General features: G+C 59.8%; 14 protein-coding genes. 7 read left to right on the top strand and 7 right to left on the bottom strand.

All coding sequences use genetic code 11. The annotated features are described in order from the left end of the window. The first annotated feature begins 135 nt into the window (after window positions 1–135). On the top strand, window positions 136–2,739 hold the full coding sequence (polA, locus tag HMPREF2734_RS03540) for a DNA polymerase I (protein WP_070569406.1): 2,604 nt from the start codon (window positions 136–138) through the stop codon (window positions 2,737–2,739). 435 nt (window positions 2,740–3,174) lie between these two features. Here polA and HMPREF2734_RS03535 read toward each other — a convergent pair whose 3' ends face one another. Continuing rightward, window positions 3,175–4,407 carry a YkvI family membrane protein gene (locus HMPREF2734_RS03535; RefSeq protein ID WP_070569234.1) on the bottom strand — a complete coding sequence of 411 codons (1,233 nt, stop codon included), beginning with the start codon at window positions 4,405–4,407 and terminating at the stop codon, window positions 3,175–3,177. A 291-nt stretch (window positions 4,408–4,698) separates the two neighbouring features. On the opposite strand from HMPREF2734_RS03535, the gene rpsA reads away from it, so the two are divergent. The 3 genes from rpsA (at window position 4,699) to HMPREF2734_RS03520 (ending at window position 7,287) form a co-directional block, all read left to right on the top strand. Continuing rightward, complete coding sequence (gene rpsA / locus HMPREF2734_RS03530; RefSeq protein ID WP_070422931.1) at window positions 4,699–6,162, top strand: 30S ribosomal protein S1; 1,464 nt, start codon at window positions 4,699–4,701, stop codon at window positions 6,160–6,162. A gap of 100 nt (window positions 6,163–6,262) precedes the next feature. Then, the gene (gene coaE, locus HMPREF2734_RS03525) at window positions 6,263–6,856 is read left to right on the top strand and encodes a dephospho-CoA kinase (protein WP_070569231.1); all 594 of its coding nucleotides are present in this window, start codon (window positions 6,263–6,265) and stop codon (window positions 6,854–6,856) included. A 77-nt stretch (window positions 6,857–6,933) separates the two neighbouring features. Next, on the top strand, window positions 6,934–7,287 hold the full coding sequence (locus HMPREF2734_RS03520; RefSeq protein ID WP_070483611.1) for a DUF4259 domain-containing protein: 354 nt from the start codon (window positions 6,934–6,936) through the stop codon (window positions 7,285–7,287). 6 nt (window positions 7,288–7,293) lie between these two features. On the opposite strand, the gene HMPREF2734_RS03515 is transcribed toward HMPREF2734_RS03520, so the two are convergent. Genes HMPREF2734_RS03515 through HMPREF2734_RS03495 form a run of 5 tightly spaced genes read right to left on the bottom strand, consistent with a single transcriptional unit; the run spans window position 7,294 to window position 14,211 of the window. Further along, window positions 7,294–9,030, bottom strand: coding sequence for a choline/carnitine O-acyltransferase (locus tag HMPREF2734_RS03515; RefSeq protein ID WP_083308064.1), 1,737 nt, complete (start codon window positions 9,028–9,030; stop codon window positions 7,294–7,296). Window positions 9,031–9,054: 24 nt separating this feature from the next. Continuing rightward, window positions 9,055–10,704 carry an ABC transporter ATP-binding protein gene (locus HMPREF2734_RS03510; RefSeq protein WP_070422928.1) on the bottom strand — a complete coding sequence of 550 codons (1,650 nt, stop codon included), beginning with the start codon at window positions 10,702–10,704 and terminating at the stop codon, window positions 9,055–9,057. A gap of 19 nt (window positions 10,705–10,723) precedes the next feature. Next, window positions 10,724–11,713, bottom strand: coding sequence for an ABC transporter permease (locus tag HMPREF2734_RS03505; protein ID WP_070422927.1), 990 nt, complete (start codon window positions 11,711–11,713; stop codon window positions 10,724–10,726). Further along, a complete protein-coding gene (locus HMPREF2734_RS03500; protein ID WP_070483613.1) occupies window positions 11,713–12,660 on the bottom strand; it encodes an ABC transporter permease in 948 nt (315 codons plus the stop codon). Before HMPREF2734_RS03500 ends, HMPREF2734_RS03505 begins: the two co-directional genes overlap by 1 nt. Window positions 12,661–12,666: 6 nt before the next feature. Beyond that, window positions 12,667–14,211, bottom strand: coding sequence for an ABC transporter substrate-binding protein (locus HMPREF2734_RS03495; RefSeq protein ID WP_224212741.1), 1,545 nt, complete (start codon window positions 14,209–14,211; stop codon window positions 12,667–12,669). Window positions 14,212–14,359: 148 nt separating this feature from the next. On the opposite strand from HMPREF2734_RS03495, the gene uvrB reads away from it, so the two are divergent. Genes uvrB through HMPREF2734_RS03480 form a run of 3 tightly spaced genes read left to right on the top strand, consistent with a single transcriptional unit; the run spans window position 14,360 to window position 17,443 of the window. Further along, complete coding sequence (gene uvrB / locus HMPREF2734_RS03490) at window positions 14,360–16,459, top strand: excinuclease ABC subunit UvrB (RefSeq protein WP_070422924.1); 2,100 nt, start codon at window positions 14,360–14,362, stop codon at window positions 16,457–16,459. Window positions 16,460–16,477: 18 nt separating this feature from the next. Further along, the gene (locus tag HMPREF2734_RS03485) at window positions 16,478–16,936 is read left to right on the top strand and encodes a universal stress protein (protein WP_070422923.1); all 459 of its coding nucleotides are present in this window, start codon (window positions 16,478–16,480) and stop codon (window positions 16,934–16,936) included. Between the two features lie 60 nt (window positions 16,937–16,996). Continuing rightward, complete coding sequence (locus HMPREF2734_RS03480) at window positions 16,997–17,443, top strand: universal stress protein (protein WP_070422922.1); 447 nt, start codon at window positions 16,997–16,999, stop codon at window positions 17,441–17,443. A gap of 12 nt (window positions 17,444–17,455) precedes the next feature. Here the strand turns inward: HMPREF2734_RS03480 and HMPREF2734_RS03475 are convergent, their stop codons facing one another. Beyond that, complete coding sequence (locus HMPREF2734_RS03475) at window positions 17,456–19,645, bottom strand: HelD family protein (protein ID WP_070569225.1); 2,190 nt, start codon at window positions 19,643–19,645, stop codon at window positions 17,456–17,458. Between the last annotated feature and the right edge of the window lie 3 nt (window positions 19,646–19,648).

Genomic DNA, 19,648 nt, shown 5'->3' with positions numbered 1-19,648 from the left:
CGCAGTTCATCCCGATGTGTGAAATCGCAGGTTGATTAGGTGCGGAAGGTCGTGTCGTGGCGCCCGCTAGACTGGCTGACCGTGACTACAACATCGGAAAAATCCAAGCGTTTGCTGTTGATCGACGGCCACTCGATGGCCTTCCGCGCGTTCTATGCGTTGCCTGCGGAGAACTTCTCCACGTCGGGTGGGCAGCACACGAATGCGGTGTACGGATTCTTGTCCATGTTTGCCAATATTCTTTCCGACGAAAAGCCGACGCACGCTGCCGTCGCGTTCGACGTGGGCCGAAAGACGTTCCGTACGGAGCGTTTCCCGGAGTACAAGGCGCAGCGTGAGGCTACTCCACCTGAGTTTAAAGGCCAGGTTCCGCTGATTGAGGACGTGCTGGGGGATCTCGGCATTGTGACGTTGAGCAAGGAGAACTTTGAGGCGGACGATATCGTCGCCACGCTTGTGACCCAGGCTCGTGCAGATGGTGACTACGAGATTGTTCTGGTCAGTGGTGATCGCGACTACATCCAGCTTGTCGACGACACTACGACCCTCCTGTACCCAATGCGTGGCGTGTCTACGATGACGCGCTTTAACCCGGCGGAGGTGGAGAAGAAATATGGCCTGACGGCTGAGCAGTACCCGGACTTCGCGGCCCTGCGTGGCGACCCGTCAGACAACCTGCCGAATGTGCCGAAAGTGGGGGAGAAGACCGCCACCAAGTGGATTACGCAGTACGGCACGCTCGAGGGGCTTATCGAGCATGCGGATGAGTTGAAGGGGCAAGCAGCCAACAACTTCCGCGAACGCATTGACCAGGTGCGATTGAACCGCGAACTCACCGCAATGGTCACCGATGTGGAACTGCCCGTGGCGCCGGGTGATCTCGAACTCAAGCCAGCCGATGTCGCCCAGGTTGCGGCGCGTTTCGACGACCTCGAGTTCGGCGTGAATCTGCGCGAACGCGTGCTCGCCGCGGTACCGACCGATGGCAGCGCACCCGAACCTGAGACGGTGGAGCTGGCTGACGTGACGGTTGATAACGAGTCTCTGGACACCTGGCTGAAGTCTCATGAAGGTCAAGGCCTTGCCCTGTACCTTTCCGGTACGGCGACGCCTGGATCGGGTGATCTGACGGCGCTGGCTATCGTCGATAAGCAGCGCCACGGCATTGCGAAACTTGCCGCCGATCTGTCGGCTGATGAGGACAAGGCGCTGAAGACCTGGCTCGAGTCGGATGACCCGAAGTTCCTGCACGAAGCCAAGGCTGCCTATCACATGCTGCGTGGCCGTGGCATCGAGTTGCGCGGTATCGCACACGACACTGCGATCGCGGCGTATCTGCTGCGTCCCGGCCAGCGCACGTATGCGCTCGAGGATGTGTACCAGCGTCACCTGCAGCGCCAGCTCAGCACCAGCTCTGATCAGCTGAGCTTGCTGGATGATTCGGGCGACGTGGATGCGGCTGCGGCGATTCTGGAGCTTGCCGCAGAGTTGTCCAAGGACCTGCGCGAGATCAACTCCTACGAGTTGTACGCGGACCTCGAACTGCCACTGGTCACGGTGCTCGCGGAAATGGAGCACATTGGCATCGCCGTTGATCTGGACGTTCTGGAGGGGCTGCGCAAGGACCTGACGCACAAGGTTGAGCAGGTCGAAGAGCAGGCGCGTCAGCTGGTCGACGAGCCGGACCTGAACCTATCTAGCCCGAAGCAGCTCTCTGTCGTGCTCTTTGACAAGCTTGCGCTGCCGAAGACGAAGAAGACGAAAACGGGTTACTCGACTGCTGCGGCTGAGATCGAAGCACTCGCAGAGAAGAATCCGCACCCGTTCCTTGATTATCTGCTCGCGCACCGTGAGCACCAGAAGATGAAGTCCACGGTGGAAGGCTTGATTAAGACGGTGCAGCCGGATGGCCGGATCCACACCACGTTTAATCAGACTGTGGCCTCGACGGGGCGTCTCAGCTCGGCGGAGCCGAACCTGCAGAACATTCCGGTGCGTACTGAGGCCGGGCGCAAGATCCGCTCTGCATTTGTAGTTGGCGAGGGCTACGAATGCCTGCTTACCGCCGACTACTCGCAGATTGAGATGCGTGTGATGGCGCACCTCAGCCAAGACGAGGGCCTGATCGAGGCGTACCGGGCGGGGGAGGACCTGCACAACTTCGTTGGCTCCCGCGTGTTTGATGTTCGGATCGATCAGGTCACGCCAGAGCTACGTCGCCGGGTCAAGGCAATGTCCTACGGCCTCGTCTACGGCTTGTCTGCCTACGGCCTGTCGCAACAGTTGTCGATCTCTGCCGGTGAGGCGAAGGGCATTATGGAGAACTACTTCGAACGATTCGGCGGGGTAAAGCGCTACCTTGATGAGGTCGTCGAGCAGGCGCGTCGCGACGGCTACACCTCGACGGTGTTCGGTCGCCGCCGCTACTTGCCGGAACTCACAAGTGACAACCGAATCGCGCGGGAGAACGCCGAGCGTGCGGCGCTGAACGCCCCGATCCAGGGCACTGCTGCGGACATCATCAAGGTTGCGATGCTTCGTGTCGACGACGCCTTGCGCGACTACGCATCACGTGTCCTCCTGCAGGTGCACGATGAGTTGGTGCTCGAGGTTGCCCCGGGCGAGCTAGACGCCGTCCAAGCGATCGTGGAGCGCGAAATGGACAAGGCAATCGAACTCCTCGTCCCGCTAGAGGTGTCTGCAGGTACTGGCGCAAACTGGGAAGAGGCGGCGCACTAACCGCGAGTACGTTTCGGGAAAGCACGAGGCGGGCATCACGTGAAGCACGCAAACTTCATCTGATGCCCGCCTCGAGTACGGCGTCCCCAGTTACCGTATCCCCCGACGTGGCCCAACCCCCCAGGCCATTTCCTTTTTCTATTTTGTTACCACCTAGCGGCGGGATTCTCGATTAGGTACCGAGCCTCAGACAGTGCTTATATTTCACTCTGTTCTGGGGCTATTCCTCAAGAACCAGGTAAAACCTTAATTGCTACTGAGCGGGCGCACAAGCAATACACAGTAACTGTTAAGCATGTGACGGAATGTCTAATAAGTCGCAGCTTATGTGGACAGGTGAACGGCTTTTTGGATCCTTTAGTTACGTGGGGGTAAGTGCCAAAATTCTACCCCCGACACCTACCCCCGCTGGGGTGTTAGCGAGGCCTGATTGGCCTACACGTCACTGACGGTTTTCTCGTCGGAGGCATCCTCGACGGCGTCTTCAACTGCTTCTTTAAATTCATCCTCCTCGAGATTGGAGTCTTCAGCGAGATCTTCAATCTCGTCCGAGGTGTCGTCGTCAAGCGCTGCTTCGACCGCATGAGCGCGGCGCTCGCCTTCTTCTTTCAGGCGGGTGCGGTGGCGGAAGTAGACGACGGTCATCACTGTCATCACGAACAGGCCGAGGTAGCCCAGGATCGGGTACAGGTTGGAAACGAGCGGCTGGAAGCCGGCGAAGGAAAGGCCAAAACCGACAATGCAGGCGATGGCATAGACCGGGTAGAAGCGCTCTGGGTTCTTTCTGGTGAGTCGCTTTGCCAGCGCGTAGAACATGCCCAAACAGGTGTTGAACACCATGAGGAAGATCACCCAGGTCATGATGAAGCCCAGGACTGGGTGGACGTTATCCAGCACGGTCAAAAGTGGCATGTCGTGGCCGTTTACTGCCTCGACCTGCATGAGCAGCGCGGCTACAAGAAGGGCAAGAAGTGCCACGTAAATGAGTCCACCAAGGACTCCGCCAATCCGCGTGCTCTTAGTGTCAAACTCATCACCGGCCATCACGATCGCCATCGAGACACCGCATAGGGCGTTTAGTCCCGTGTGGTTGAGTGCACCCAAGAACCAGTACGGGGTGCCGTCAGCGCGGTTTACTTCGTTGCGCGCAAAGTTATCCACCTCAGACCAGTCGACGCTGATCTGGGTGAACGAATAGATCGCGCCGATGAGCACAAAGATCACCAGCAGGGGAGTTGCCCAAGCGATGACAGAGGCGACGCGGTCAACGTCGAATCGGCCGACGATAAGCATCAGTGCAAGCATGAGTACCGCGCCCACCCAAATCTGCCAGTCGAATGCTTGGTTCAGGTTCGAGCCTGCGCCAGCAAACATGACGAAGCCAACGGAGAACATGCAGATAACCGCAGACCAGTCCATGAGGAACGCGGCAGGCTTCGATGCCACCTTGTAGAAGACTTCATTGTGTTCGTCGGCGAGGAAATACGACCCGAATGTGACAAATGCGGTGGCGGCTAGCAGCATGGTCACGCCAGCAACGATTACACCCCAAAAGCCCTGGGTGCCGTAGGCGACGAAGTATTGGAGTGCTTCCATGCCGGAGGCAAAACCCGCTCCGACGACGATGCCGACGAACGATGCTGCGACGGCAAGGCTGCGTTTCCACATAGGGTGAACACACTTTCTGAGTTGTAGAGTTATGGACTTACGTCATGGTAGTCCCTTGCTTGTAAACTGCGTTGCAGTGCCCGGGGGCCCAGATCATTTGCTCTAGCTGCGGAAAGTGTCTAGACTCGTGCGGGCGTGTCTACGCGCGAGCTTGGCGTCCATCGTAATAGGAGGGTGTGGCGACCAGCCCGCTGCGAGATCAGCACTCGCGAGCGTTTCGGCGCTTACGCTGCTGAGAGAGACGCTTCTGTCCAATCACGATCTCCTATTTTTTCGGAGCACATACTACTTATGCGCACTACCAACGCACCCCAGGTTGCCATCAACGACATCGGTGGCCCTGAGGAATTCCTTGCCGCAGTCGACGAGACCATCAAGTACTTCAACGACGGTGACATCGTCACCGGCACCGTGGTCAAGGTGGACCACGATGAGGTCTTGCTCGACATCGGCTACAAGACCGAGGGCATCATCCTCACCCGCGAGCTCTCCATCAAGCACGACGTTGACCCGGAGGACGTGGTCGAGGTCGGCGATGAGATCGACGCGCTTGTCCTGACCAAGGAGGACAAGGAAGGCCGCCTGATGCTGTCCAAGAAGCGTGCTCAGTACGAGCGTGCTTGGGGCACCATCGAGGAGCTGCAGGCCAACGACCAGCCGGTTACCGGTACCGTCATCGAGGTCGTCAAGGGCGGCCTCATCCTCGACATCGGCCTGCGCGGCTTCCTGCCGGCATCGCTGGTCGAGATGCGTCGCGTCCGCGACCTGGATCCGTACATCGGCCAGGAGCTCGAGGCGAAGATCATCGAGCTGGACAAGCACCGCAACAACGTGGTCCTGTCCCGCCGCGCTTACCTGGAGGAGACCCAGTCCGCGGTCCGCTCCGACTTCCTGCACCAGCTGCAGAAGGGCCAGGTCCGCAAGGGCGTTGTGTCCTCCATCGTCAACTTCGGTGCATTCGTTGACCTCGGCGGCGTTGACGGCCTCGTCCACGTCTCCGAGCTGTCCTGGAAGCACATCGACCACCCGTCTGAGGTTGTCGCTGTTGGCGACGAGGTCACTGTCGAGGTGCTCGACGTCGATCTCGACCGCGAGCGCGTCTCCCTGTCGCTGAAGGCGACACAGGAGGATCCGTGGCGTGTCTTCGCCCGCACCCACGCTGTGGGCCAGATCGTCCCGGGCAAGGTCACCAAGCTGGTTCCGTTCGGTGCGTTCGTCCGCGTCGAAGAGGGCATCGAGGGCCTCGTCCACATCTCCGAGCTGGCTCAGCGCCACGTCGAGGTTCCGGACCAGGTTGTCAACGTCAACGAAGAGGTCATGGTCAAGGTCATCGACATCGACCTGGACCGTCGTCGTATCTCCCTGTCGCTCAAGCAGGCTGACGAGGACTTCGTCGAAGAGTTCGATCCGTCCCGCTACGGCATGGCCGACTCCTACGACGAGCAGGGCAACTACATCTTCCCGGAGGGCTTCGACCCGGAGACCAACGAGTGGATGGAAGGCTACGACGAGGCTCGCCAGCAGTGGGAGGCTCGTTACGCCGAGGCAGAGCGTCGCCACCAGGCACACGCTGCCCAGATCGAGCGTCACCGCGCCGCTGCAGCCGAGGCTGCAGAGCAGGCTGGCGATCAGGCCAATTACTCCTCTGAGTCTGCAGCTGCAGCTCCGGCAGCTGACCAGGCTGAGGAGAACATCGGCTCGCTGGCTTCCGACGAGCAGCTCGCTGCTCTGCGCGACAAGCTTGCTGGCAACTAAGCCACGACGAGTTCGTGCTTAGGGATTGCCTTTAAGCAATCAGCGTCAGCGCCCCGCATCACCGTCATGGTGGGCGGGGCGCTTTGCTATCTTCACATGCATGAAGAAAGTTGGACTCACGGGCGGAATCGGCAGCGGCAAATCCACAGTCGCACGAATGCTGGCAGACGAAGGCTTCCCAGTAGTGGACGCCGACCAGATCGCACGAGAGATCATGGAACCAGGCTCACCGGTGCTCGCACAGGTCGCGGAGGTTTTTGGCGAGGACCTTATCGACGACACCGGCGCCTTAAACCGCGCAGAGCTGGCGAAACGCGCTTTCTCTTCGACGGAGCAAACGGAGAAATTGAACGCTTTAACGCACCCGGCCATCCGCGCTGAATCCAACCGGCGATTCGATGAGGCAGAGAAGGCAGGCGCTCGCGCGGTGATTTACGACATGCCGTTGCTTGTGGATCTCGGCCTACACCACGACATGGACATGACGGTCGTCGTCGATGTTGATGTGGACGAGCGGGTACGCAGGCTCGTCGACAAGCGGGGGCTCACTGAAGCGGGCGCGCGGGCGCGCATCGCGCAGCAGGTTGACGACGACACCCGACGGGCGGCAGCCGACATCGTTGTGGATAACAACGGGCCGCTCGAGGCACTTGCAGCACAGGTAGAAAAGGTCGTACGGATGATTGACGCGTGAGTTTCTCACTGGAAATACCGCGGAAATTCACTCTATGGCAATCATTGATTTACCTACGCCTTTTAGCGTGACGCGGTATGGGAACTTGGGATACAGGGCCGTTTGATAACGACCCCGCAATCGAAGCGGTTGACGCAGTGGTCAACGGCACATTCGACATTGCCCAATTCCGTTTCGATTGTGGGCTTGGGTCGCTGGGAACTGATGAGGCTGCATCCGTCATCGCGCTTGCTGCCATGCTTAACGGACATCTCCCCGAGCGACATAGTGGTGCCGGCGTCGATTCGCCGTTCACATTCGACGATCGGCAGTGGATCAGACGGCGCGCCCGTTCGATTCTTCGACCAGGTGGCTCGGAGCTCTACTCCATGTGGGAGGACGCAGGCGAACTTGACCAGTGGCTTGCCGAAGTGCGAAAGTACGCCGTCTGACTGTCCCTACTCAGCGTTTGTGCTCAACGTAGCGCAGAACTGCCAGAGCAACTCGCCGGCCTTTGTCAGGTTGGCCAGGAACTCTTCCGGCTGTTCGGCAGTCGCTGCGTTCCAGGAGACGCAATACTCCGTATCGTCGTGCAGCGGGGTATACGCGATGCCGAACCCTTCTGGCAACGCCGGTGCGAAGCAGTAGCGAACGATCTGAGCAGCGCCGCCGATCGAGGTCGTGGATAAGAAATCGCGACGAGCAGCGGTTACACGCGTGTCGTTGAAGAATGCGTGAGTGTCGTCGATAGTCGCCATCATCTGGATATGTCGGTCGAAGCCGTTGCCAGACTTGCACCGCTTCACCCATGCCCGATGCGCGTTGATGGCGTCCTCGAGGCCAGCCTGTTCAGCCGTACCCTCCACAAGCGCTCGCGCAAAAGCAGCAGCCTCGGGTGTGGCGGCGCGCAAGCACTCCGTGCGTCCGGCACGGAACTCACGCATGTCAACGGCCTCATATGCCGCGCGTACTCGGCCGTAGGTCAGTTGCTGCGCGATAGTCATCATTAACTGCGCTGAAGCATCGCGGCTGAACTTCAACGGCAGGTCCGCAGGCTGGTCAAACGGCACGTGCACGATGCGGGTACGCAATTTCTCCGCCGCGCCCGCAACCTCGGCAACGCTCTTCTCGATGCGCGTGGTGAGCGCGTTATCGAGATCCCAGCGCAGTTCCTGCGGCTTTGCGACGAAATCTGCGCCGACACCGATCTCCGCTTCTTGCATGCGCGTGATCGCGGTAACGAGGGTTCCGCCGTCCTGGCACGAGTGCTCAACGTGCACTGCACTCCAGGGATCTGTCAGGCTGAACTGGTAGCTCAGCGGCTTGTACGTCCATGCACCACGGGGGAGGAAGGTCAGTTCGTTGATCCGCTCCTCGTCGGAAGCGTGTGTGGTTACTCCGTAGTCGATCAGGTCGACGGTGAAGAGGAACTCCTGCAGACGTTTGTACACATCGCCGTTGTCGCCCTGTGCCAACATGTCCGGCAGTACTTCTGCAAGCGTTTCGGAGCCGAGCAGCGATGCCGCGTTGAAGTCCACGCTCTGCTTGCGCGGGGCGTCCAGAACCGTCTCAAGCGCGTTTCGCAGGTTCGGAGCTGCAATCGGCTCGCCAGCCTCGTCGGTCACGGGTACTGCGTAAAGGTGCCCATCGACAAACACGCCGATCTCGCGGTTGGCAGTGCCTGCGGTGGCGACGATGATCTCATCCACACCGGCACTCGGGTGGCGCAGCCCTCCGCCAAAGACAAACCACTGGTCTTGGGTAATGCGGTTGCCGCGCGCGTCCACGTAGTCCGGCAAGTCATCTCCCGCAGCTTGGAGGTGAACAACCAACGCTCGCCGGATGCCGTCAACCACACGGTCCAAGCCAGTCTCCTCAGATGGCAGCGCCAGCTGGAAACCCACGTTCGTCGTCAGTGTCAGTGGCCCACGGGTTGCCAGGTAGCTCGAATACCACTCGTCGGAAAGCCAGTTCGTGCCTTCGGCCTCACGGGTTGCTGCGCGCTGCCGCAGTGCCTCGTCGAGACGCGGGGCTTGCGACTGCGCGAAGTCAGCGACGATCGCCTTCGCTTCTGCAAGCTCGGTCTCGTCGAGAACCGCCTCAAGCGCATGAATGTAAGCCTCGAGCGTGGACGAAAGATCCGGAACTGGCAAAGCTTTCAGATCGCGCGTCAACGGGTGCGGAGTAATGGGCACTTAAAAGCCTTTCTTCAAAGAGAGTTAAAGTTCCGGGATATTTGCTAACAAGGACTTGGTGTACTCGTGCGTTGGCCGCTCAAGAACATCATCGACTGGCCCTTCGTCCACGATAACGCCCTTGTTCAGCACCGCAATACGCGTGGCGGTGTGACGTGCCAGCGCAATGTTGTGGGTGACAAACAGCATCGATAGACCGCGCTCTGCGCGAAGGTCTGCAAGAAGCTCGAGGATCGATGCCTGGACCGACACATCGAGAGCCGACGTGATCTCGTCGCACACCAACACGTCAGGAGCATTCACGAGCGCACGCCCAATCGCAGCGCGTTGGCGCTCACCACCGGACAGATCACCCGGGCGACGGTCGTAGAAACTCCGGTCGAGCTGGACAGCTTCCAAGACGTCCTCGACGACCCTGCGGTGCTCCTTCCGCGACAACTTGCCCGACATGACAAGTGGCACGCTCAGCGACTCACCGATCGTGCGCCGCGGGTTCAACGAGGAAAACGGCGACTGGAAGATGTATTGAACGTACTGACGCTGATCCACGGTGCGCTCGCGGCTGCCGTGCTCAAGCAGTTCGCCCCGCAGGCGCACCTCTCCGGTGTAGCCAGGGTTGAGACCTGCGATTGATCGAGCCAACGTTGTCTTGCCGGAGCCAGACTCGCCGAGCAGAAGAATCGACTCACCCTCCTCGAGCGTGAGATCAATGCCGTGGAGGACCTTGTTGTCGCCGTAGGCCATCTCCAGATTGTTCACCTGCAGCAGCGGGGCAGCGCTATCGCGCTCCTCAACCTGGACGGCAGAGGCGATGCCGTGGCCGGTGATGTTCTTTCGACCCGGCAAATCTGGAATCGCGGCGAGAAGCTTTTGAGTATACGGGTGCTGTGGGTTGTACAGCACCGCCTGCGCAGGGCCTTCTTCGACGATGTCACCGCGCAGCATAACCACGACACGGTCCGCCAACTCAGCCACCACTGCAAGATCGTGCGTGATGTACAACGAAGCGATGTCGTTCTTGTGCGTCATCTCGCGCACGGTGTCCAGCACGTGGGCTTGGGTGGATACGTCGAGGCCGGTCGTAGGCTCGTCGAGAATCAGCACGTCCGGGTACATGGCGAACGCCATTGCGATACCGACGCGCTGCTGTTGGCCACCAGAGAGCTGGTGCGGCCAACGGGCCAAGTATTCGTCGGTGTCCGGCAAATCCACGTCGCGCATGACTTCGCGGACACGAGCACCAGCATCGCCATCGAAGGAGTGCACGTCGAGCACTTCACGGATCTGTTCACCGATACGCATCGTCGGGTTCAAACTCAGTGCCGGATCCTGCGGCACATACGCGATGCGGCTGCCGCGAAGTTCCCGCAGATCAGCTTCGCTGAGGTTGAGGACGTCATAGTCGGTTCCGTTTGCGGAATGGAGGGTCACGGTGCCGTCGAAAAGCATCAGTCCCGGGCGAAGATGACCCATAGCAGCCAAACCGGCAGTAGTTTTGCCCGAGCCGGACTCGCCGACTAGACAGACAATCTCGCCCCGTTTCAGCGTGTAGTCCACACCGTGGAGGATCTCAGCGCCTTCCAACGTGCCCAGGCGAAGGTCGCTCACGCTGAGCACAAAATCATCTGACGACTTGGTGTTGCCGTCTTGGTTCGCGGATATCGCGGTAGTCATTCGTCATTCCCCTTTGCTGCTATCCGTTGTGGCGGATGGGCTCGTGCTTCGGCACCCGTTCCGGGTCGATGGTCTGGTTGCGGCCGCGCTTTGGCGGTGTAGCAGTGGTTGCGGTGGCGCGCGCTGTGGCGTCGGCCAACATGTTGGTGCCGATAGTCAGCACAGCAACCGCAGCCACCGGCAGAAGCACGCCCCACGGCTGCAGCGATAGTGCGATGCGGTTCTCGTTGATCATCAAACCCCAGTCCGCAGCCGGCGGCTGGATGCCAAGGCCAAGGAAGGACAGCGAGGCAATCGAACCAATGGAGTAGGTCAGACGCAGACCCGCCTCCACAGCCAGCGGGCCGGTGATGTTGGGCGCGATCTCCTGGATGAGAATTCTCCAGTGCGGCACCGAATACATCTGGGCGGCGCGGATGTAGTCCTCGTTTGTCACGGACATCGTCGCAGCACGTGCCACACGGGCAATGCGAGGCGCGTGCGTCAAACCAATGACCAGGACGAGCACGGTTGCTGAGGGGCCAAAAATAACGATGGCCAACATGGCAAAAATTAGCTGTGGGAACGCCAAAATCACGTCGTTGAGCCGCATCAGCACCGAATCGACTTTGCCACCTGCGTATCCCGCAATCATGCCGATGATGGTGCCGACAACCATGCCGAGGACCGTGGCCAAAAACGCGGTCACCAACAGGATGAGGCCACCGGCAACGAAGCGAGACAGCACCGAACGGCCAAGGTTATCGGTGCCAAACACTCCGATGTCCGTAAATGGCAGGCCGATGAACTCCGTTGTGCTGCGACCGGTGATCTGCTCGGCGAAGAAATACCCGACGACCGCCAACGCGATGACAAGCCCCGTCAAGACGAGTCCGACCTTGCCTTCGGACTGTGCCCAAATTCGGGACAGCAATGGTTCCGGCTTGGACACCGACGTTTTCAGTTCAGAATCGTCGACCACGGGTTTCGGGGTTTTCCCTGGTTCTTGGGGGTGTACTGGTGCAGACATCAGTTACTCCTCAACTTCGGGTTAGCCGCAATGCTGACAAGATCCGCCAGTAGGTTGACCACGACATATACCGCGGCGATCAGCAGTGAGACAGCCTGAACAACTTGTACGTCGCGGTAGTTCACCGCATCGATGAGCGCGACGCCGAGGCCGGGGTAGCGGAACAGATACTCGACGACCACAATGCCGCCAGCCAGCCACGCGAGCTGGATTGCGACGACCTGTGCAATGGGCCCGACCGCGTGGGGCAGCGCATGACGGAACACCACGCGACGCTCGGGCACGCCTTTCAGTCGCGCCATCTCGACGTAGCCCGATTCCAGTGCCTCGATCATCGTTGCGCGAGTCATACGCGCCACATAAGGCGTGACGACGAACGCGAGAGTCAAGGTTGGCAACACCAGCTGCATTGGGAACTCCCACACACGACTGCCCGGAGGTGACATGGTCACTGCCGGCAAAATTTGGAACACCGAGGTAGCGAACAACGTGACCAGTGCGATACCGATGACGAACTCCGGCAGCGCAGCGAGAATCAACGTCACCCAGGTGATCGCCGAATCGCGCTTGTAACCGCGCCACCACGCCGCATACACACCCAGGAGCACGCCGACAGGGATCGAAATTGCCGCGGCGAGCAGCATGAGTACCAGCGAATTCACCAGTGGCTCGCCAAGCAGTTCAGAAACTGGGCCACCGGTGGACGTCGATGTGCCCAAGTCACCGGTGAAAATGCCTCCCAGCCACAGCAAGTAGCGGGTGAGCGGAGGTTGGTCGAGATTCATTTCTGCCTCGAGCGCCGCGATACGTTCCGGCGTTGCCTGCTGGCCCAAAATTGCCGTGGCCGGCGAGCCAGGCAGAAGCAACGTCGCGCAGAAAATGATGACGGATACAGCGAACAGGATGAAGACACTCACCCCGAGCCTGCGAAGAATGAACTTGCCCATGTGTGCTTATGCCTCCGCAATCCAAACTCGCTCGAACATGGCCTGGCCCAGCGGCATACCGCCGGGGTGGGTTTGAAGCCCCACCACGTATTTGTGGTACGCGTCAATCTGGTTGGCAAAGCCCCAGATGATGTAGCCGCCGTCGTCGTAGAGACGCTGCTGCAGCTCGTGGATCATTTCGCTGCGTTTTTCGTCGTCGACAATCGTTCGGGCCTCGTTGGCCAACGCAGTGAACTCCGGGTCCACCCAGTGGGTCTCGTTAAACGGTGAATCCGCCGTTGCACACTGGTTGACCTGCTGGAGGAAGTTTCGCGTGTAGTAGAACGACAACGCGAACGGGTACTCCAGGTAGTTGCCGTCGGCGAAGAATGTCGAGGAATCAACCTGGTTAATAGTTACGTTGATGCCAGCAGGACGGACCTGCTCTGCGTATACCTGGGCGCTACGTAACGCGCCGGTCTGGATTTCAGCGGCGTTGAGGGTGACATCGATACCGTCCGGGTAGCCCGCCTCCGCGAGAAGACGCTTGGCCTCCTCGATATTCTGCCCACGCTGGGGAATGTCCTCCGGGTAGGCGGGGTCGTACGGGCTGAACATGTCGTTGCCCACTTGACCTTCGCCGGAGTAGACCTGGTCCACCAATTGCGGGCGGTCCGCGGCAAGGCGCATGGCGCGGCGCACGCGGACATCATCAAACGGTGCAACGTCCACGCGCATCGTCAGCGGCAACCACATGCCGGTCTGCGAAATGAGGGTGTCCAAGCGCGGGTCTGCATCGATCACACGTGCAAGCGAGTGGTTCAGGCTGCCGATTGCGTCAACCTGGGAAGACAGCAATGCGTTGAGCATGGCGTCCTCCTCCTGGAAGTCGATGATGACAACGCTGTCTAGGTAGGGAGTCTCTCCCCAGAAGTTCTCGTTGCGCACCATCTTCGTCGACTGGCCGGGGGAGAAGTGCTCAAGCTTGAAAGGGCCGCTGCCGATCGGGTTCTTGGGATCGTAGTCCTCCGGCACGATGCCCATTTGATACTCGGCAAGACTGTCAATGAGCGTCGCGTCCGGGGCATTGAGGTAGATGCGCAACTCATTCGGTCCGGTGACCTCCATCGATTCGATGTGGTTGATCGATGCAGCACCGGACTTCGGGTTGTCGGGATCGCGAATACGGTCGTAGGAGAATATGACGTCCTCAGGGCGCACCGGTCGACCGTCTGAGAACTGCACACCATCGCGCAGCGTGATGGTCCACACCGTCGCGTCGTCGTTTGGCTCAATAGCCGTGGCGAGGCGGTACTGCAGGTCGTAGTTGGTGTCGTAGCGTACGAGCGAGTCGTACATGTTGATCAAACGCGTGCCGTCAGAAGCACTCGTTGGAATGTGCGCATCTACGGTGTCGGTGGAAGAACCTCCGACGAGCCCCACCCGGAGCCTGCCGCCGCGACGAGGTGGACCAGAGGTGTTTATCTCCTCGACGGGGGCGGTGGTACACGACGCCAAGGCAAGGGTCGCTCCACCCAGCACGGTCGCCCGCAGCATCTGTCTTCGAGTCATCTGCATAGAACGCTTCACCTGTACTTTCCGACGTGCGCTGGTAGTGCGCTGTTAAATCTATAAGTACAAAGGTATTGTCTTTAGTGATTGCCTGCAAGCAGATTTACTTATAGATCCAGTTTTTGGTTTCGTCGATACACTGGCGAGCATGGCTTTTGCTGCTGAACATCCAGTCCTCGCGCAGTCCGAGTTTCGCCCTGTCGGTGAGATTGAGCGGCGCGAAAAACCATTCGAGGTGGTGTCAGAGTTCCAACCCTCTGGCGACCAGCCGCGCGCCATTGCCGAGTTGGATGAACGCCTCAACCGCGGCGAGCGCGATGTCGTGCTACTGGGTGCGACCGGTACCGGTAAGTCCGCAACTGCGGCATGGCTGATCGAAAAGCAACAGCGCCCCACCCTTGTGATGGCGCCGAACAAGACGTTGGCTGCGCAGTTGGCCAACGAGCTTCGCCAACTGCTGCCGAACAATGCGGTGGAGTACTTCGTGTCGTACTACGACTACTACCAACCGGAGGCCTACATCGCGCAGACGGATACCTACATTGAAAAGGATTCGTCGATTAACGACGACGTCGAGCGCCTCCGTCACTCCGCAACCTCCGCATTGTTGTCGCGCCGCGACGTCGTCGTGGTGTCCTCGGTGTCCTGCATCTATGGCTTGGGTACCCCGCAGTCGTACCTGGATCGCTCCGTTGTCCTGCGCGTCGGGGAAGAGGTGGAACGTGATCGCTTCCTCCGCCTGCTTGTCGACGTCCAATATGAACGCAACGACATCGACTTCAAGCGCGGTACCTTCCGCGTCAAAGGCGACACCGTGGACATTATTCCGGCCTACGAAGAAGTCGCGGTGCGTGTGGAGTTCTTTGGCGACGAAGTGGATTCGCTTTACTACATCCACCCGTTGACGGGCGATGTGCTCAGCCAGGAAGACGAGGTCCGGATCTTCCCGGCAACGCACTATGTGGCCACTGACGAGCGCATGGAAAAGGCGATCGAGGCGATTAAAGAAGAGCTTGCAGACCGCCTCGAGGAGTTGGAGAACAAAGGAAAGTTGTTGGAGGCTCAGCGCCTGCGTATGCGCACTGAGTATGACCTGGAGATGATCCAGCAGGTCGGGTTCTGCTCCGGCATTGAGAACTACTCGCGCCACATGGATGGTCGCCCCGCGGGCTCTGCGCCGGCGACACTGATCGACTACTTCCCGGAAGACTTCCTCACCATTATCGACGAGTCGCACGTCACCGTCCCACAGATCGGTGGCATGTTCGAGGGTGATATGTCGCGAAAGCGCAACCTGGTGGAGTTCGGGTTCCGTTTGCCGTCCGCGGTGGATAACCGCCCGCTGACGTTTGATGAGTTCGAAGCGCGCGTCGGCCAGACGGTCTACATGTCCGCGACCCCGGGCGACTACGAGCTTGAGGCAGCGCAAGGCGAGTTCGTCGAGCAGGTCATCCGCCCGACTGGCCTGGTAGACCCGAAGGTCACCGTGAAGCCGACGAAGGGACAGATCGATGACCTTATCGACGAAATCCGCGGCCGCACGGACAAAAACGAACGCGTGCTTGTGACCACACTGACAAAGCGCATGGCCGAGGATCTCACCGATTACCTGCTGGATAACGGCATCAAGGTCCGCTACCTGCACTCGGACATTGATACCCTGCAGCGTGTCGAACTGCTACGCCAGCTGCGCCTTGGCGAGTTCGACGTCTTGGTCGGCATTAACCTCCTGCGTGAGGGCCTCGACCTGCCTGAAGTTTCGCTCGTCGCCATCCTCGACGCCGATAAGGAAGGTTTCCTGCGGTCGACGAAGTCGCTCATCCAGACGATCGGTCGTGCAGCCCGAAACGTCTCCGGCGAGGTCATCATGTACGCGGACCAGATCACCGAATCGATGCAGGAAGCAATCGACGAGACCGAGCGTCGCCGCGAAAAACAAATCGCATATAACAAGGAACACGGCATCGACCCGCAGCCACTGCGCAAGGCTATCGCCGACATTTTGGATCAGGTCTACGAGAACGCGGATGCGGACGCGCCAGCGTCGCTGAGTTCAGACACCGCTGTCGCGGAGAAGCCAGATGTGGCGAACATGGCCTCTGACGAGGTGCAAAAGCTTATCGACGACCTCACCGTCCAGATGCGCGACGCCGCTCGGGAACTGAAGTTTGAGCTGGCGGGACGCCTCAGGGATGAGATCGCTGACCTCAAACGCGAACTGCGTGGTATTAAAGACACAGGAAATTAGCGAAAGGACAGAATCCTCATGCACACCTACACTTCTATCGCCGTCGGTACTGACGGTTCACCGACTTCCATGGTCGCCGTGCGTGCCGCCGCAAGCCTTGCACGCGTGTACGACGCGAAACTCACGATTATCTGCGCGCACTACACGGCGTCTGGGTCGATGCTGAACTCCACCAACGCGGAGCTCAGCCGTGTCGACATCGTGACGGAGACGAACGCGCGCAACATTTTGGCTGAGGCAAAGAAGATTGCTGAAGAGGAGCAGGCGAAGGAAATCAACCTGGTCTCCTCAGGCGGCCAACCCGCGACCGTGCTGGTGGAATCGGTGCAGGAATATGACGTTGATCTGCTCGTTGTAGGTAACAAGGGCATGCGTTCCATGGCGGGCCGGATCTTCGGCAATATCCCGGGCAACGTGGCGAAGAAGGCGCCGGTGGATGTCATGCTCGTCGATACCCGGTCTGAGGGACACAATTAAATCCTTCGTGGGTAGAATGTCCCCGATATCCGCGCCGTAATCTTGAAAGGTGATTTCCACATGGCCGATTCCCCGTACAAGACCATTGTTGTTGGCTCCGACGGGTCCAAGTCGTCCCTCCTGGCCGTAGAGCGTGCCGCTAAGTTGGCTGCTGCATTCGGCTCCACCCTCGTTATCGGCACCGCCTACTACGAGAACGAGGATGAGGCTGCCAAGGCCCTGCGCCAGGACTCCGTGACCATCCTCGGTGACCAGAAGGCTCTAGAGAACCTTGAGGGTGCCGCTGAGCACGCACGTTCCTTCGGTGCACCCGACGTCCAGACCGCGACCCGTCCGGGTACCCCGGTTGAGGCGCTCATGGCGATCGTCAACGACAACAACGCTGACCTGCTCATCGTCGGTAACCGTGGCATCAACTCGCTGACCGGCCGTCTGCTCGGTTCGGTGCCGGCTGATGTCGCGCGTCAGTCCAACTGCGACGTCATGATCGTCCACACCGTGAACTAAGCGGTTTCTCGCTTAGTTCCCGATCACCGTCAGCGTCTGCGTGGCGCGGGTGACAGCGACGTAGAGGTCTTGCCACCCTTGTGGCGAGGCCTCTACGATTTTTTGTGGCTCCACCACGGTGACGTGGTCGAATTCGAGGCCTTTCATCTCGTCGACGTTGTGCACATCGATCACCGCATGCAACCCATCCCGCTTGTCGGCGACCTCCGCACCTGCCGGAAGAAAATCAACCGGAATGCCGGTGGATCGGATTGCCGTCGGTGCAGTCGCCTCCGGATCAATTTGTGTCAGAACTTCCGCCGCATAATCTGAGATTTCCTTCGGCGTGCGGTAGTTCACCGTCAGCTCGTGGAGACGGAAGCGCTGACCCACAAAGCGTTCGAGTGCTGCGGTCCAATCGTCCACGCCTGCTGGCGAGGAAGTCTGCGCGGTATCTCCGACAAGGGTCATCCACCTTGCCGGGCACCGGCGAAACACCATGCGCCATTCCATTGGGGATAACTCCTGCGCCTCGTCGACGATGATGTGTCCATAGGCCCATGTTTGATCCGCACTGGCGCGCTGCGCGGTAGAACGATTATCAGTGACCCGCTGACGAGCAGCGAGCGTCTCTGCGTCGATCACGTCAGCCGCAGAAAGAATCTCCGCCTCAAACTGGTCGTCATCGTTATCGGTGGACTCGGACGAGGCAAGGATATCCAGCGCGTCTTCGGCCTCCTCCACGAGTTCGCGCCACTCGGCTTCTTCCTTGCGGCGGGCTTCTTCCGGATCGACGGTGCCGATCAGCACCGCCAGTTCGTCCACAAGTGCAGTATCGGCGGGGGAGAAGTCCTCCTCCGGGGAGCGCAGCAGCGCCGCACGTGTGTAGTCGTCGTAGTCGTAAGCAGCGTGCGCAATCGCATCCTCATCGGTGAGGAACTCACCGAGTAGGTCGGTGGGGTCGAGCTCGGGGAAGTGCTCGTCGATAAGCGCTAGCACCTGTGGCTCATCGGCGAGGTCATCGTGGAGCTGATCTACGTCTGCAGCAGACAGCAGGTTGGCACCACCGAGGGGATCTTCACCAATCTTTTGGGCCAAAGCCTCCGCCAGCGATTGGGTGAGGTGTTCTGCAAAGAACGGACGCGCCTGATTGTGCGGCCGGCGGGAGCGACGTGCGCGAGTGCGCGCGGCCTTGATCATGGCGGGCGTGGCCTCAATGGCTACTGAATCAATCGTCAGCACGACCGGCTTGTCGGGAACAGTTTCGTAGGCTTGCACGGCGCGCTTGAGAATCGTCACCATCTCCTCCGACCCCTTCACCTCCCGAGCCGCGATCGAATCGCTGCCCGTAGGCGTAAACCCGGGGACGAGTTGATCAGCAGTGGAAAGCACTACGCCAGTCTCGCCGAGCTCCGGCAACACACGGGAGATGTACTCCAAAAACGCCGGGTTCGGACCCACGATAAGCACGCCGGTGCGGCTGAGCTGCTCGCGCCACGTGTACATCAAATAGGCAATACGGTGCAGGGCAACCGCAGTCTTGCCCGTACCCGGACCGCCCTGTACAACCATCACGCCGCGGGTTGGATCGCGGATGATTTCGTCCTGCTCGCGCTGGATCGTCTCCACGATTGAGCGCATATGACCCGTGCGCGCTTCATTCATCGCACGGCGAAGCGCAGCCTCAGAGCCAACCCCGGCCACCGATGTGTCTGCGTTGTCGCCGGACAGCACCTCGTCATCTACCGCAGTAACCTTGCGCCCCCGCATGCGGATATTTCGGCGCGTCTCCACGCCCTCTGGGTGGGCGGTCGTCGCAAGGTAGAAGGGGCGTGCGAGCGGGGCACGCCAATCGAGCAACAACGTGCGGTAGTTATCCTCGCGGTCGTCAATGCCGAGTCGACCAATGTAGCGCCGGTCCAAATCCTCACGCCCCGGCACTGGATTTTCGGGCTCATCGTCTGCAACGTCAATGCGCCCAAAGACAAGCCCGGCTTCAGCAACGCCAAGCGTGTCCAATTTGGCATTGAGGCCGTGGTACTCAGTTTCTCGCCGCACAAGAGCGTCCGAATCCGGGTTGTCCGGGTCAACATCACGCTGAACCTCTTCGAGCCTCGCACGGGCACGAGCCACCTCGGCGTCGAGGTGTGCGAACAACGTATCCGCGTGAGACTGCTCGTCGGCGACGGGGTCAGGTGAAAGATTGTGCTGTAAATCCTGCATCCT

Source organism: Corynebacterium sp. HMSC055D05 (assembly GCF_001810365.1).
In the GTDB taxonomy this organism is placed as follows: domain Bacteria; phylum Actinomycetota; class Actinomycetes; order Mycobacteriales; family Mycobacteriaceae; genus Corynebacterium; species Corynebacterium coyleae.
This window is presented reverse-complemented; position numbering and strand designations above follow the sequence as displayed.